This window comes from Nonomuraea rosea (genome assembly GCF_039539705.1).
GTDB lineage: Bacteria > Actinomycetota > Actinomycetes > Streptosporangiales > Streptosporangiaceae > Nonomuraea > Nonomuraea rosea.
In genome coordinates this window covers 13,448-27,884 of record NZ_BAABDQ010000051.1, presented here as the reverse complement: position 1 = coordinate 27,884, position 14,437 = coordinate 13,448, and the positions used below count along the sequence as shown (strand labels likewise).

General features: G+C 70.2%; 17 protein-coding genes and 1 riboswitch. Of the genes, 7 read left to right on the top strand and 10 right to left on the bottom strand.

Features of this window, described 5'->3' with window-relative positions:
* The first annotated feature begins 1 nt into the window (after position 1).
* The 3 genes from ABEA43_RS58995 to ABEA43_RS58985 all read left to right on the top strand — a co-directional run bounded on the left by ABEA43_RS58995 (position 2) and on the right by ABEA43_RS58985 (position 1,589).
* Positions 2-673, top strand: a complete 672-nt coding sequence (locus tag ABEA43_RS58995) for an AIM24 family protein (RefSeq protein WP_345576737.1) — start codon at positions 2-4, stop codon at positions 671-673.
* A 129-nt stretch (positions 674-802) separates the two neighbouring features.
* Positions 803-1,105 carry an ArsR/SmtB family transcription factor gene (locus ABEA43_RS58990; protein ID WP_345576735.1) on the top strand — a complete coding sequence of 101 codons (303 nt, stop codon included), beginning with the start codon at positions 803-805 and terminating at the stop codon, positions 1,103-1,105.
* Complete coding sequence (locus tag ABEA43_RS58985) at positions 1,095-1,589, top strand: YbaK/prolyl-tRNA synthetase associated domain-containing protein (protein ID WP_345576733.1); 495 nt, start codon at positions 1,095-1,097, stop codon at positions 1,587-1,589. Before ABEA43_RS58990 ends, ABEA43_RS58985 begins: the two co-directional genes overlap by 11 nt.
* Here ABEA43_RS58985 and ABEA43_RS58980 read toward each other — a convergent pair.
* The 3 genes from ABEA43_RS58980 to ABEA43_RS58970 all read right to left on the bottom strand — a co-directional run bounded on the left by ABEA43_RS58980 (position 1,576) and on the right by ABEA43_RS58970 (position 3,949).
* Entirely contained in the window at positions 1,576-2,631 is a 1,056-nt protein-coding gene (locus tag ABEA43_RS58980; protein ID WP_345576731.1) for a cellulose binding domain-containing protein, read from the bottom strand. The two genes, ABEA43_RS58985 and ABEA43_RS58980, sit on opposite strands and share 14 nt — an antisense overlap.
* A 117-nt stretch (positions 2,632-2,748) precedes the next feature.
* A complete protein-coding gene (locus ABEA43_RS58975; protein ID WP_345576729.1) occupies positions 2,749-3,591 on the bottom strand; it encodes a universal stress protein in 843 nt (280 codons plus the stop codon).
* 4 nt (positions 3,592-3,595) lie between these two features.
* Positions 3,596-3,949, bottom strand: coding sequence for a hypothetical protein (locus ABEA43_RS58970; RefSeq protein ID WP_345576727.1), 354 nt, complete (start codon positions 3,947-3,949; stop codon positions 3,596-3,598).
* Between the two features lie 108 nt (positions 3,950-4,057).
* A riboswitch (TPP riboswitch) is annotated at positions 4,058-4,170 on the top strand.
* Between ABEA43_RS58970 and thiC the strand changes: the two genes are divergently transcribed.
* A complete protein-coding gene (gene thiC / locus ABEA43_RS58965) occupies positions 4,163-5,719 on the top strand; it encodes a phosphomethylpyrimidine synthase ThiC (protein ID WP_345576725.1) in 1,557 nt (518 codons plus the stop codon). Its footprint overlaps the riboswitch before it by 8 nt.
* Here thiC and ABEA43_RS58960 read toward each other — a convergent pair whose 3' ends face one another.
* The 6 genes from ABEA43_RS58960 to ABEA43_RS58935 form a co-directional block, all read right to left on the bottom strand.
* Positions 5,720-6,571 carry an SDR family oxidoreductase gene (locus ABEA43_RS58960; RefSeq protein WP_345576723.1) on the bottom strand — a complete coding sequence of 284 codons (852 nt, stop codon included), beginning with the start codon at positions 6,569-6,571 and terminating at the stop codon, positions 5,720-5,722.
* Positions 6,572-6,750: 179 nt separating this feature from the next.
* The gene (locus ABEA43_RS58955) at positions 6,751-7,752 is read right to left on the bottom strand and encodes an NADP-dependent oxidoreductase (RefSeq protein WP_345576721.1); all 1,002 of its coding nucleotides are present in this window, start codon (positions 7,750-7,752) and stop codon (positions 6,751-6,753) included.
* A 67-nt stretch (positions 7,753-7,819) separates the two neighbouring features.
* Positions 7,820-8,776 (bottom strand): glycine betaine ABC transporter substrate-binding protein, encoded by a 957-nt coding sequence (locus ABEA43_RS58950; protein WP_345576719.1) that lies wholly within the window; start codon positions 8,774-8,776, stop codon positions 7,820-7,822.
* Positions 8,773-9,549 (bottom strand): ABC transporter permease, encoded by a 777-nt coding sequence (locus ABEA43_RS58945; protein WP_345576717.1) that lies wholly within the window; start codon positions 9,547-9,549, stop codon positions 8,773-8,775. Before ABEA43_RS58945 ends, ABEA43_RS58950 begins: the two co-directional genes overlap by 4 nt.
* Entirely contained in the window at positions 9,546-10,715 is a 1,170-nt protein-coding gene (locus tag ABEA43_RS58940) for an ABC transporter ATP-binding protein (protein ID WP_345576715.1), read from the bottom strand. The genes ABEA43_RS58945 and ABEA43_RS58940 overlap by 4 nt, the downstream gene beginning before the upstream one ends.
* Positions 10,708-11,355, bottom strand: coding sequence for an ABC transporter permease (locus ABEA43_RS58935; RefSeq protein WP_345576713.1), 648 nt, complete (start codon positions 11,353-11,355; stop codon positions 10,708-10,710). Before ABEA43_RS58935 ends, ABEA43_RS58940 begins: the two co-directional genes overlap by 8 nt.
* Before the next feature lie 103 nt (positions 11,356-11,458).
* On the opposite strand from ABEA43_RS58935, the gene ABEA43_RS58930 reads away from it, so the two are divergent.
* Entirely contained in the window at positions 11,459-12,625 is a 1,167-nt protein-coding gene (locus ABEA43_RS58930; RefSeq protein WP_345576711.1) for a DUF6493 family protein, read from the top strand.
* A gap of 281 nt (positions 12,626-12,906) precedes the next feature.
* Entirely contained in the window at positions 12,907-13,140 is a 234-nt protein-coding gene (locus ABEA43_RS58925) for a hypothetical protein (RefSeq protein WP_345576709.1), read from the top strand.
* Positions 13,141-13,174: 34 nt separating this feature from the next.
* Here ABEA43_RS58925 and ABEA43_RS58920 read toward each other — a convergent pair whose 3' ends face one another.
* Positions 13,175-13,570, bottom strand: coding sequence for a PPOX class F420-dependent oxidoreductase (locus ABEA43_RS58920; protein ID WP_345576707.1), 396 nt, complete (start codon positions 13,568-13,570; stop codon positions 13,175-13,177).
* 94 nt (positions 13,571-13,664) lie between these two features.
* Between ABEA43_RS58920 and ABEA43_RS58915 the strand changes: the two genes are divergently transcribed.
* Complete coding sequence (locus tag ABEA43_RS58915) at positions 13,665-14,315, top strand: TetR/AcrR family transcriptional regulator (protein ID WP_345576705.1); 651 nt, start codon at positions 13,665-13,667, stop codon at positions 14,313-14,315.
* Positions 14,316-14,437: the final 122 nt, after the last annotated feature.

The window sequence follows — 14,437 nt, the reverse complement described above, 5'->3', positions numbered from 1 at the left end:
GGTGCGTAGCTCCATTTTCGGAAACCTCGATTCCTCCCAGCCGCAGCCGAACGGGTTCGTGCTGGAGAACCACAAGATGCTCCGCGTGCAGTTGGCCCCCGGCGAGGTGCTGGCCAAGCAGGGCTCCATGGTCGCCTTCCAGGGGCAGATGGACTTCGACTACGAAGGCTCCGGGGGCATCGGGAAGCTGTTCAAGAAGGCCATGACGGGTGAGGGCGCCTCGCTCATGCGGGTACGCGGCCAGGGGCCGCTCTATCTGGCCGACAACGCCGATGACATCCATCTGTTCTACCTGGAGAACGAAGGACTTACGGTCAACGGGCGCAACCTGCTCGCGTTCCAGCCGCAGCTCTCCTGGGACATCCAGCGGGTGCAGGGGGCCGGGATCGCGGCCGGCGGGCTGTTCAACACGACCGTCACCGGCACCGGGTGGGTGGCGGTGACCACGCATGGCACGCCGGTGCTGCTCGACGCCGCGCGGATGCCCACCTTCGCGGACGGGCAGTCGGCGGTGTGCTGGAGCACGACGCTGCAGGTCGGGGTCAACCGGACGATGAAGGCGGGGGCGTTGATCGGGCGGGGGAGTGGGGAGGCCATGCAGCTGGCGTTCAGGGGGCAGGGGTTCGTGCTGGTGCAGGCCAGCGAAGGCGCTCCGGTGGTGCCCAGCTCGTAGCCCGCCAGGACAGCAGACAGGTCTCGTAGCCCGCCAGGGGCAGCAGACAGGTCTCGTAGCCCGCCAAGGGCAGCAGACAGGTCTCCAGGGGCAGTAGACAGGTAATTAGCTTATTGCCATAATACTGCGGTGTTGGACGTTGATCTGGTCAAGGCGCTGGCCAACGACAAGCGGCTGCTCGTCCTGGAGTGGTTGCGCGATCCCGAGCGGCACTTCCGGCCCCAGCGTGACGGCGATCTCGTACAGGACGGGGTCTGTTCGCTGTTCATCGCCGAGAAGCTCGGCGTGAGCCAGCCGACCTGCGGTGAGCATCTCAAGGTGCTGGTGAAGGCGCGGCTGATCAAGGGCAAGAAGATCAAGCAGTGGGTGTTCTACCAGCGCGACGAGGACCGGATCGCTGAGGCTAAGGAGTTGTTGAGCGGTGAGTGGTGACGAGCATGCCGCCTATGAGCGGCTGATCGCCGACATGGACGCCGCCGGGGCGCGCTACCGGCTGATCGAGCACGCGCCAGAAGGGCGTACGGACGAGGTCAGTGCCCTGCGCGGGCACGATCCCGCGCAGGCGGCCAAGTGCCTGATCGTCATGGTGAAGGTCGGCAAGAAGCAGACTCGTCACGTGCTGGCGGTTGTGCCGGGCGACGCGCGGCTCGATCTGCAGGCGGTCAAGGCGTTGCTGGAGGGGACGTACGTGGCCTTCGCCGCGAAGGAGAAGGCCGAGGAGCTGGCGGGCAGCGTGAGCGGGACCGTGCTGCCGTTCAGCTACGATCCCCGGCTCGAGCTGGTCGCCGATCCTTCGCTGCTGGACCAGCCCGAGCTGTACTTCAACGCCGGCCGGCTCGACCGGTCCGTGGCGCTGGTGACCGACGACTATGTGCGGCTGGCCGAGCCTCGATTGGCGTCGATCACGAGCAGCTAGGAGCAGGGGCGGTGTTGGCGCTGGTCCAGGAGGCGAGGAAGCCGAACGTGGCCGAGGCGCCGGGCGCCAGCGAGCCGTTCCAGCCCACGTTGGACACCGTCACCGCCGATCCGCTCGCGCTGAGCGTGCCGCCCCAGATCTGAGTGATCTGCTGGCCGTTGGCGAACGTCCACTTCGTCGTCCACGCGCTCATCGCCGCGCTGCCGGTGTTCTTGACGGTGACCTCGCCCTGGAAGCCGCCCTGCCACTGGCCGACGTTCTTGAAGGTGGCCGTGCAGCCGCCGGGAGGCGGAGTCACGGTGGGGGTGGGCGTAGGTGTGGGGGTCGGGGTCGGGGTGGACGTGCCGGACAGGGCGTTCACCAGCGCCGGGTACCACTTGTCGGACATCTTCTGGTCGCCGGCGGCGTTCGGGTGCACTCCGTCGTAGGTGTCCGTGCCCGTGCTGAACCCCGTCCACTGGTCCACCACCGTGATCGGCGACTGCTGGGTGGTGGTGGAGGCGGCCCAGGCGGGGATGGCGTTGTTGAAGTTCACGGCGCGCTGGGCACAGTCGGCGCAGCTGGACGGGTTCATCGGGATGATCTTGGCGACCAGGATCTTCATGCCGGGGTTGCTGGCCCGCATCTGGCTCACGAGCGTCGTGAACGCGCTGAGGATCGTCGCCGGTGCGATGTTGCTCCACACGTCGTTCGTGCCGAAGTGCATCATCACGATGTCGGGCTTGGTCGCGGCGAGCCAGCCGGTCAGCTGGTTCTGGCTCGCCACGTTGGTGGCCAGGAAGCCGCCGTGGCCCTCGTTGTCCCCGTCGTGCGTGACCCCGCAGCCCTGCGGCGGCAGGGTGCCGACGAAGTCGACGTTCGTGTAACCGGTGCTCTGAAGCCTGTTCCAGAGCAGGGCCCGCCAGCAGCCGGGGGATCCGGTGATCGAGTCGCCCAAGGGCATGATCCTGGTGGCGGCGGCACTGGCCGGCGCGGTGGTCGCGAAGATGACCGCCCCCGCCACCGCCAGCATCGCCGCCAGCACGGCGCTGGTCCTGCGCATCGTCTGCTCTCCCGTCGTAGCCTGCGCAGATCGTAGGAGCGCGCGGGTACGGCGGGAAGTGAGCCCTCGTCAGGTGGACCGGCGACCTGCGAAGACGCCGGGTGCGGCATGTAACTTTCAGCGGTGCCTGGCCACGGCGAGCGGGCAGGGGGCGTGGTGCAGCATGGCCTGGCTGACCGAGCCCATCAGCATCCCGGCGAGCTGGCCGTGCCCGCGCGAGCCCACCACGAGCAGGTCCGCGCCCGCCGCCGCTTCGCGCAGCACCTCGATGGGGTGGCCGTGCACGACCTCCGCGATCACCTCCACCTCCGGGTCGAGGTGCCCGGCCAGCACCTCCTGCAGGGTCTGCCTGGCGTCCTGCTCGCTGACGGGATCGGCGGGCGCGAAGCCGTCCGCCTGCGGCCAGGCCCAGGCCTGTACGGCGCGCAGCCGCGTACCGTGGCGTCTGGCGTAGTCGAAGCCGAAGTCGAGCGCCCGGTGCGCGCCCGGCGAGCCGTCCACCCCGACGACCACCTCCCGGCCCTGCGCGCCGCCCCCGGGGGACGGGCGGTCGCGGACCAGAACCACGTCCGTCAGAGCATGCGCCGCGATCCCGTGCGCGACGGACCCGACCAGCAGCCCGCGGACGCCGCCGATCCCGCGGCTGCCCACGACCAGCAGCTCGGCGTCGTCCGCGGCCTTGATCAGGGCGGAGCGGGGGTCGCCGGGCAGCAGGACGGTCTCCACGCCGAGCCCGGGCCGCTCGCGCAGCGCCCGGTCGCGGGCCGTGGCGAGCACGGTCTGCGCGCCTTCGCGCATCCAGCGGTTCACCTCGGCATAACGGCCGGCGGCCGGCTCGCACACCCACCTCGGGACGGCATGGGCGACCGTCAGCGGAGCCTGGCGCAGCGCGGCCTCGACGGCGGCCCAGCCGGTGGCCTCCAGCCCGGCGCGGGAGCCGTCCACCCCCACGATGATCACGACGTCAACTCCTCAGCGCGTAGCACTCCACCTCGGCACGGCGGAACGGCAGTCCCTTGTCCGTGGAGTCCTGAGCGCATTTGCGTTCGGACTTGCTGAGCCGCAGCGTGCCGCAGACGGTCACGCCGGAGTAGGTGCGGCAGTCGAGTGTGCGGTCGGTTCTGCCGATGCGATAGAGCTCCCTGACCGCCGAGCGGCATCGCGCCTTCCCCGTGTCGGCGTAGCGGCACTGGGCGGTCAGGGTGGCGTACTGCTCCTTGCTCACCTCGTGCTGGTCCATGCCGTCCCCGGAGGCGGCGGTCGCGCCGAGGGTGGCCATCATCACCACGAGTCCTGCGAAAGCGGCGATCTTTTTCATGTTTCCCCTGATGGGACCGTACCGCCAGGGGCGATCGCCAAACCTCCGGCCATGGGAGGCCCGGAAAATGGGGGGTTTCGCGCGCTATGTGGCGTGGGTACGATCACCGCCGACCAACGCGGGAGCCCGGTGCGGACCGGGCTGAGAGGACGGCTGACAGCCGCCGACCGCCAGAACCTGCTCCGGATAATGCCGGCGAAGGGAGTTTGCGCGATGAGTGACGCGCGTTTCGCAAAGATTTACACCGGTGACCTGCGGGTGCCGATGCGGCAGGTGAACCTGTCGGACGGCTCGTCGGTGACCCTGTACGACACCTCGGGCCCGTACACCGACCCCGCCGTCGAGACCGACGTCCGGCGGGGGCTGCCGCGCCTGCGGGAGCGGTGGATCGCGGCGCGCCGGGCGGCGGGCGAGCCGGTGACGCAGGTCGCCTGCGCCAGGCGGGGGCTGGTGACCAGGGAGATGGAGTTCGTGGCGGTGCGCGAGGGCGTCACCCCCGAGTTCGTACGGCAGGAGGTCGCCGCGGGCCGGGCCATCATCCCCGCGAACGTCAACCACCCCGAGTCCGAGCCGATGATCATCGGCCGCAACTTCCTCGTGAAGATCAACGCGAACATCGGCAACTCCGCCGTGACCTCCTCCATCGAGGAGGAGGTGGAGAAGATGACCTGGGCGACCCGATGGGGCGCGGACACCATCATGGACCTGTCCACCGGCGACGACATCCACGAGACCCGCGAATGGATCATCAGGAACTCCCCGGTCCCGGTCGGCACCGTGCCCATCTACCAGGCGCTGGAGAAGGTGAAAGGCCGCCCCGAGTCCCTGACGTGGGAGGTCTACCGTGACACCCTGATCGAGCAGTGCGAGCAGGGCGTCGACTACGTGACCGTGCACGCGGGGGTGCGGCTGGCGTACGTGCCGCTCACCGCGCGCCGCAAGACCGGCATCGTCTCGCGCGGCGGCTCGATCATGGCCGCCTGGTGCCTGGCGCACCACCGCGAGAGCTTCCTGTACGAGAACTTCGACGAGATGTGCGAGCTCCTGGCCCGCTACGACGTGTCGTTCTCGCTCGGCGACGGGCTGCGTCCCGGGTCGATCGCGGACGCCAACGACGAGGCCCAGTTCGCCGAGCTGCGCACGCTCGGGGAGCTGACCGGGATCGCGCGGGCGCACGACGTCCAGGTGATGATCGAGGGGCCGGGGCACGTGCCCATGCACAAGATCAAGGAGAACGTCGACCTGCAGCGCGAGCTCTGCGACGACGCGCCGTTCTACACGCTCGGGCCGCTCGTGACCGACATCGCGCCCGGCTACGACCACATCACCTCGGGCATCGGGGCCGCCATGATCGGCTGGTACGGCACCGCCATGCTCTGCTACGTCACCCCCAAGGAGCACCTCGGCCTGCCGAACAGGGACGACGTCAAGACGGGCGTGATCACGTACAAGATCGCGGCCCACGCGGCGGACCTGGCCAAGGGGCATCCGCAGGCGCAGGCGTGGGACGACGCGCTGTCGGACGCCCGGTTCGAGTTCCGCTGGGAGGACCAGTTCGACCTGGCGCTCGATCCTGACACGGCGCGGGCGTTCCACGACGAGACGCTGCCCGCCGCGCCCGCCAAGACGGCGCACTTCTGCTCGATGTGCGGCCCCAAGTTCTGCTCCATGCGGATCAGCCACGACATCAGGCAGGACGCGATCGAGGCGGGGCTGGCGGAGAAGGCGGCCGAGTTCAGGCGGCGCGGCCTGAACCTGTACGTCGACTAGCTAGCCCGGAAGTGTCTCGCCGCCGATCGGAGCCAGGACCTCGCCCGTGTAGTACGAGGACAGCCGGTCGGCGGCGAAGAACACGTACGAAGGGGCGATCTCGTCCGGGTCGGCGGGCCGCTGCATCGGCACGTGCTCGCCGAACTTCCCGACCTTCTCCGCCGGCAGCGTCGCCGGGATCAGCGGCGTCCAGACCGGTCCCGGGGCCACGGCGTTGACCCTGATGCCGCGTTCGACCAGGTTCTGGGCCATGGAGTAGGTGAAGGCGTTGATCGCGCCCTTGGTGGTGGCGTAGTCGATGAGCGTCTTGTTGCCGCGCAGGCCGTTGATGGAGGAGGTGTTGATGATCGCGCCGCCCTCCCTCAGGTGGGGGAGCGCGGCCTTGGTGACGCGGTAGTAGCTGTGGATGTTCACCTCGAACGTGTGCTCCCACTGCTCGTCCGGCAGGTCCTCCAGGCCGTCGACCGGCTGCTGGTAGGCCACGTTGTTCACCAGCACGTCCAGGCCGCCGAGCTCCGAGACCGCCTGCTCGACGACGGAGGCGCAGTGGTCGCGGTCGGCGAGGTCGCCGGGCAGCAGCACGCAGCGCCGCCCGGCCGCCTCGACCAGCTTGCGGGTGTGGCCGGCGTCGTCGTGCTCGCTCAGGTAGGCGATCGCGACGTCGGCGCCCTCCTTGGCGAAGGCCACGGCGACCGCCCGGCCGATGCCCGAGTCACCCCCGGTGATCAACGCCTTCCTGCCGCTCAGCAGGTCGCGGCCGACGTAGTCCCGCATCTCGTCACGTGGCTGCGGGCTCATCTCGCCCGTACGGCCCGGGTAGGGCTGGCGCTGCGGCGGTGGTGTCTGCGACATGCCACCGGCCTGCCCTTGATCGGGTATGGCTAACGCCATCGCGTCGGTTTCAGATCCTTCGAAGTGAGGCGGTCGCCTACGCGGCGCGTTCACCGCCATGCAGGAGGACGGCAACCTGGTCGTCTGCAAGGCTGTGGCACTCCAAGACTGGAGGTGCAGGACGACGGGAACGTGGTGGTCTACGACGGCACCCGCACGCTCTGCTCCACGGAGACGGGCCGGTAAAGCCCCGGGATGAGGACGAGGCGGCCGCGCAGGCCGCCTTCCGCGAGGCGCCGATGCGCGGCGGCGACGTCGTCGAGGGGCAGGGATTCGGCCACGCGCAGGGTGAGGGCACCCGCTTCGACCAGGGCGGCGAGCCTGGACAGGTGGGCGCCGTCGGCGCGGATCCAGTGGTTGAAGACCCGGATGCCGCGCAGCGGACTTGGGGCCCCGCCCGCCACCAGCGCGGCGAAGGCGCCACCCGACCTGACCGCGTCGAGAGCGGCCGCCCCGGTCACGGCAGCGTCCAGCGCCGCGTGCACACCGCCGGGAACGAGGGCGCGGACCGCCTCACCCAGCCGGGCCGTGCGCGGCACGAACAGCTCGGCGCCGAGCCCGCGGACGAGCGGTTCGTCAGCGGCTCCGGCGACCGCGACCACCCGGAGCCCGCGCGCGACGGCCAGCTGGACCGCGAATCCGCCGACGGCCCCGGCCGCCCCGGTCACCAGCAGCGTCTGCCCGCCGGTCAGGCCGAGTCCGTCGAGTGCCTGCGCGGCGGTGAGCCCGTTCAGGGGCAGGGTGGCGGCCTGTGCGGACGAGACGCCTGCAGGCGCGGGCGCGACCGCATCCGCGTCGAGCACGACGTGTTCGGCCTGCGTGCCGAGCGGAATGTCCAGCCGGTCGGACAGGCCGATCACCTGGTCCCCTGGCACGAGGCCGGTGACTCCTGGGCCCGTTCGCTCGACGGTTCCGGCGACGTCCCATCCGATGCCGATCACCTCCCGCGCCGGCAACAGGCCCGCCTCGGTGAGTGCGCCGGATCGGGTGGCCAGGTCGACCGGGTTCACCGTCGCGGCCTCGACCCGGATCAGGACCTGGCCCTCCGCCGGGACCGGTGTCGGCACGTCCGTGATCCGCAGCACCTCTGGGCCGCCGAAAGCGTGGACGACGACTGCGCGCATGAGCTCTCTCTCCGTCATTTTCATGACCGTACGGAGAGTTGCTCTCTGGCGGGAAGTACGCACTTCAAGGTGCCTAACGCACTGTTCAGCGGACGAAACCCTGCGATCTCAGCCAGTCGCGGGCGACCAGCACCGGCACGCCGCCGTCCACGTCCACCTTCGCGTTGAGCCCGCGGATCACGTCGTCGGTCAGCTTGGCGCTGATGGGCGCGAAGATCTTCGCGATCTCCGGATGCGCGTCGGCGAGCTGCCTGCGCATCGTCACGGCCGCGTTGTAGAGGGGGAAGAACTTCCTGTCGTCCTCCAGCAGCACCAGGTCGAGCGCCGCCAGCCGGCCGTCGGTGGTGGTCACCATGCCCATCGCGCACTGCCCGCCGGCGATGGCGCTGTAGAGGACGCCGGTGGACATGCGCCGGATGTTCGACGCGAGCACGTCCTTGCCGTACGTCAGGCCGTAGCCCTTGAGCATGCCGAGGAATCCGTCGTCGCGGCCGAAGGTCTCCTGGTCGACGCAGTACGTACGCTGTGCCACGGGGATCTTCGTCATGTCCGAGATCGTCTTCAGGCCCCATTTCTCGGCCGTGGCGCGGGTGGTGCCGATCGAGTAGCTGTTGTTCAGCGGGGCGGGCGGGAGCCAGACGATGCCGTTGCGGCGCAGGTCAAGGTCGCGGACGGCCTCGTACTGCTTGATCGGGTCCGGGATCGGCGTGCTCTGGCCGAGGTAGGTGATCCAGCCGGTGCCGGTGTACTCCCACATGAGGTCGGCGTCGCCCCGGATGAGGGAGGCGCGGGCGTTCACGCTGCCCTGGACGTTCGTCTGGTCGATGACGTCGGCGCCGGCCGCGGTGAGGGCGACCACCGCGATCTTGCCGAGCACCAGCTGCTCGGTGAACTCCTTGGACGTCACCCGCACCTGCGTGCCCACCAGCGCGGGCAGCGGCTTGATGCTGCCCGGCTCGACCGGCGGCACGAACGACGACGCCGGCCGCAGCCCGCACCCGGCCACCGCGGCCAGCAGCAGGGATGCGACGAGGACCCTCACGACAACCCCTTGGGCGCGAGGAAGCGCTGCGCGAGCCCGCCCAGCCAGTCGATGAGCAACGCCAGCACGGCGATCAGCACGCACCCCGTGACCAGGATCAGGCTGCGCTGCGTGCTCACCCCGGCGGTGATCAGGTCCCCGAGCCCGCCCGCTCCGATGAACGCCGCGATGCCGGCCGTGCCCACGTTCAGCACCAGCGTCGTACGGATCCCCGCAAGGATCACCGGGATCGCGATCGGCAGCTCGACCTTGGCCAGCACCCCCATCGTCGACATGCCGATCCCGCGGCCCGCGTCGATCAGCCGCGGATCGACCTGTTCGAGGCCGACCATGGTGTTGCGCAGCGTGGGCAGCAGGCTGTAGGCGAACAACGCCGCCACCGCCGTCCAGAAGCCGATCTGGAACACCACCGCCAGCAGCACCACCAGGCCGACCGAGGGGGTGGCCTGGCCCACGTTCACCAGGGCCAGCACGAACGGCGTCGCCTTGCGTGAGACGCGCCTGGTGAGCAGGATGCCCAGCGGCAGCGCCACCACCAGCACCAGCACGGTTGAGTAGAAGACGAGCTGGATGTGCTCCCAGGTGCGCCGCAGGATGAAGGGCAGGTTGAGCGAGCCGCGCTCGATGCTGTCGAGCGGCGTCGTCTGCGTGTAGACGATCATCGCGACGGCGATGGCCAGGTAGCGCAGGGGCGGCAGCAGGACGTGCCACGAGCGCCCGATCTCCGGCTCCGGCGTCGTGGCCTCCTTGGCGGCGGCCGCCTCGACCGTCACCTGCCCGCCCCTCTCCGGCGCTCCTGCTCCCGAGCCTTGATGGCGGAGATCGCGTTCTGGACCGTCGCCAGCGACAACGCGCCCGCGTACGCCTGGCGCCTGCCCACCACCGGCACGGTCTCGTAGTCGGCGTTGAGCAGCTTCTCCATCGCGTCCTGCAACGTCATCCGGTGCCCGATCGTGCCGCCGACCTGGTCGCCCGCCGCGCCGACCGGCCCGTGCCGCCCTTCGAGCTCCGCCGCGAAGACCCAGCGCAGCGGACGTCTCATCCCGTCCAGGATCAGCGCGTACCCGCGGCCGTCCCGCTCGATCTCGGTCAGCAGCCCGGCCGCGTCGGCGTCCTCGGAGGCGTACGGGACCTGGTCCAGGTCGATGTCGCCGACCTTGGTCAGCCGGAGCAGGCGCATGGAGGAGCCGCCGCCGAGGAACTGCTCGACGTAGTCGTTCGCCGGGTTCGTGAGGATTTCGGCGGGAGAGGCGTACTGGACGATGTGGCCGGGCTTCTGCATCACCGCGATGTGGTCGCCGATCTTCAGCGCCTCGTCGACGTCGTGCGTCACGAACACGATCGTCTTGGCGAGGTCGTCCTGGAGGCGGAGCAGCTCGTCCTGGAGGCGTTCGCGGGTGATGGGGTCGAGGGCGCCGAAGGGCTCGTCCATGAGCATGACGGGCGGGTCGGCGGCCAGCGCCCTGGCGACGCCCACGCGCTGCTGCTGCCCGCCGGACAGCCGGCGCGGGTAGCTGTCGCGGTAGGCGCCCGGCTCCATCCCGACCATCGTGAGCAGCTCGTCCACGCGCTCGGTGATGCGCACTTTGTCCCAGCCGAGCAGCTTCGGGACCTGGGCGATGTTCGAGGCCACGGTCATGTGGGGGAACAGGCCGGCCTGCTGGATCACGTACCCGATGCGGCGGCGCAGCCGGTCGGGGTCGATGTCGCGGGAGCTCTGCCCGCCGATCAGGATGTCGCCGGAGGTGGGCTCGATCAGGCGGTTGATCATGCGCATGGTGGTCGTCTTGCCGCAGCCCGAAGGGCCGAGCAGGACGACGATCTCGCCGGCGGGGATGTTCAGGTCCAGCTCTCGTACGGCCGGCTCGCCGCCGCCCGGGAACGCCTTGGTCACCTTACGCAGCTCGATCGGCACGCCGTGCTGAGGTTGTTCACTCACGTACGCCCCCTGGGATCGTGAACCGCCCGAGCAGCACGAAGCACCCGTCGAAGAGCAAGGCGAGGAGCGCGATCCCGATCGTGCCCGTCAGGGTGGAATTGACCGCGTTCGCGCCGCCCAGCCTGGCCAGCCCGGAGAAGATCTGCTCACCGAGCCCCGGCCCGGAGACGTACGCCGCCACCGCCCCGACCCCCATGGCGAGCTGCGTGGACACCCGGATCCCCGTGAGGATCACCGGCCAGGCCAGCGGCAGCTCGATCCTGGACAGCGACCGCACCCGGCTCATCCCGATGCCCCTGGCGGCGTCCACCAGCGTCGGATCGACGCCCCGCAGGCCGACGACGGTGTTGCGGATGATCGGCAGCAGCGCGTACAGGACCAGGGCGGTCACACTCGGCGCCACCCCCAGCCCGAGCGGCGGGATGAGCAGGCCGAGCATGGCCAGCGACGGGATGGTGAACAGCACGCCCGCGGTGGCCGTGGCCAGGGCCGCCGAGCGGGGATGGCGGTAGGTCGCGACGCCGGCGAGCACGCCGAGCAGCGCCGCCACGAGGACGCACTGGGCGACCATGCTGGCGTGCTGCATCGTCTCGAAGACGATGAGATCCCATCGATCTCTGACGTACTCCCACAGGCTCATCCTTCGAGGTCGTACCCTCATCCGTCACTTCCGCACCACGCTTCTGTCGGCGGCGATCTCTACAGTTGGCCCCATCGACCCGCTGCTCACGAGGAGCTTTGGAATGACCGCCTGGGACGAGATCCGCGACCTCATCGACCTCGGCGACGCTGAAAAGCTCGTGGACCGGCTGATCGCCCTGGACACCGGTGAACGCAAGGCCGTCGCCGCCGAGTTGCGTGACCACATTCCCGTCCTCCGCGACCACGCCGAGCGCAAGCAGTCGCTCTGGGAGGACGATGACTGGGTCGAGCTGCCGACCCAGCCCTGGGAGCGGTGGCGCGAGCTGATGCGCCTGGCCGGCGCGGGCACCCTCGGCCCGATCACCGCCGTGGCGTCCTGGCTCAACCGCCGCGACCTTATGACCTCTCATCGATATCTGCCGGGCGCCGACTTCGGCGACCCGGACCCGATGATCCGGCTCGTCAGCCACCGTCCCGCCGCCTGGCAGGCCAATCTGGCCGTACGCCTGGCCACCAGGCTCCGCCGCCCCCGCGACCCGGGCACACCGCTCGCCCTCGCGCTGCTCCGGCACACCGGAGTCGAGCCGCCCCAGCACGATCCCCTGGTCGCGGCCTGGGTGTCCAGCGGCGCCGCCACGCACTCGGACCCGCTCTGGCCGGCCCTCCTGCCGCGCATCTTCGAGGCCGAGGGAGTCGGGCGCGTGCTCCAGCACGAGCGCGTCACCCATCACACGGGCTGGCTCAGGAAGCTGGCCAAGTGGGGTGACCGTCAGGTGCTCCTGGACGGCTGCGTGCGCCGGTTCCTGCGTGGCGGCACGGCCCAGGACCTCCGCTTCTTCGTCCGCCTGCACGAGGTCCTCGCCCCGTCGGACGCGGAGGCCGCCCCGTATCTCCGCGACTATCTGAGCCTGCTCCCGTCGGCTCCCGGCCCGGTGGCCCAGCTCGCCCTCCACCACCTCCGCCGCCTCGCCGTTCCTGACTCCGCCGACGCCTTAGCTGACGCTCTGTCCGGGTTGCTGTTCCGGGCGGAGGTGACGCTGGTGCGGGCCGGGCTGACCTGGCTCGACCAGCTCGTACGTGAGTCGCCCGCGCTGGCCGACGACCTGGCGCCCGCGCTGGCCACGGCCTTCGCCCACGAGTCCTACGACGTCCAGGGGCGGGCCGCGCAACTGGCGCTCAAACACCGCAAGCACCTCACGGCGCGCGGCTCCGCCCCCATCACGGCCGCCCTCCCCGCCCTCCCATCGGCGCTCGCCGCCCGCCTGTAGCGCTATCAAGGGCAATGTGCCTCCACAGTCATATGCCCGTCTCGCACTGCACGTACATGATGAGCCCGTCTGCGTAACGGACAGGGGATGCGCGTGGCCAGGCAGGGGACCCTCAAAGACTCCATCGACTCCCCAGGATCTACGGCAGGTGGTGCAACCCGGGCTGGGCGCTGCTCGTCGTCGCCGCCGGCTCCTTCCTCACCGGTCGTTCCCTCACCGGCCCGGAAACCGTCATCCACGACCCCGGCCTCACGTGGCTATCGCACGGCTACACCAAGGCCATGAGGCTCTTCGCGGTCGAGTACGGGCCGGCCTTCTACGGCGGCGTCATCGTCGGCCTGGCCGGAGGCATCGCCGTTTCCATCGCGCTCGGGCGCCACCGGACTGCCCAGATCGCCCCGCGCCGACCGTGGAGCAGGCAGGAGGTCCGGCCGATGATCCCCTGGGGCCCGGTGGCCTTCCTGGTCGTCGCCGCGATCTGCGCCCTGGCCTACCTGGCTTCCCTGCCCTGGTGAAATGCGACGATCGCCCCCTGACCCGGGTAGTCGGTCAGGAGCGGTCCAGGCCGTGCGGTTCAGCGGTGATCTCCAGGAAGGTCGGTGTGACGTGCCGGCGGCGCAGGAGGACGTCGCGGAACCACTGCAGCGGGCCGTACCGGCGCAGGAGGGCGGCACGGATCCGCGCGGGGGGTGCGGAGCCCAGGTCCTTGGCGGTGGCCGGGATGCCGGGACCGCGGGGACTGCCCCAGGGGGTGCAGGGGGCGATGATGACGCGCGGATCGCGGCGAACGCGCTTGGCCTTGCCGGTCTGGTCGCCGGTCTCCACGTAGACGGCGTTGTCGCGCATGACGAACCAGACCGGCGTGTGCACCTCCTCACCGGAGGCACGGAAGGTGGTGAGGCGGGCATAGCGGTGTGCCCGCAGCTGGTCTAAGGGGTGCCGCATGGTCGACTCCTTTAGCAGATTGACAGTGACAAGCTGCGGTCACCGTAAACCTATGAGATTGACATCGTCAATCTGCGGGAGGCACGATACCCACGTGTCACGCAACCCCACCTACTTCGACGGCGACCTGCGGGCCACCCTGCTCGCGATCGCCGAGGCCGAAGTCGCCGCACACGGCTCCGCCCAGGTCAGCCTCAGGTCCATCGCCAAGCACGCCGGGGTCAGCCACGCCGCGCCCGCCCACCACTTCGGCGACAAGCAGGGGCTGTTCACCGCCATGGCCACCAGCGGCTTCGAGGCGCTGTCGGCGCGGATGAGCGCGGCCCTCGCCGACTTGGACGCCGCGCCCGCAGCCGCGCGGATCCAGGAACTGGGGATGATCTACATCGACTTCGCGCGGCAGCGGCCAGGGCTGTTCGAGGTGATGTGGCGGCCCGAGCTGCACCACCGCGACGACCCCGCGCTGCGGGTCGCCGCGCAGGCCTCCCGGGACACCATGACGGCGCTGATCGTGCAGGCTCAGCAGGAGGGCTGGACCACCCACCACGATCTCCAGCACCTGGTCACCCTCGGCTGGGCGACCGTGCACGGCCTGGCGGTGCTCTGGCGCGACGGCCCCCTTGCCGAGCAAGCCGGCGGTCAGGCCCCGGCTGAGCTGAGCCGCGTGGTCATGAAGACACTCGCCGACACGCTGACCGGCACGGGATCGGATGCGGAGCACCGTGGACGCCCCCGTGGAGCCTAGGGCGGGTATCGAAAGCGCCGATCACAGCCACCCGTTGCTCTGAGGCAGGGGTAAAGCGCTGCTTCAGCGGTGGAGGGGGCGAGTACGGTGTGGCTGTGGCCGGCGATGCGCTGCACCAGCCG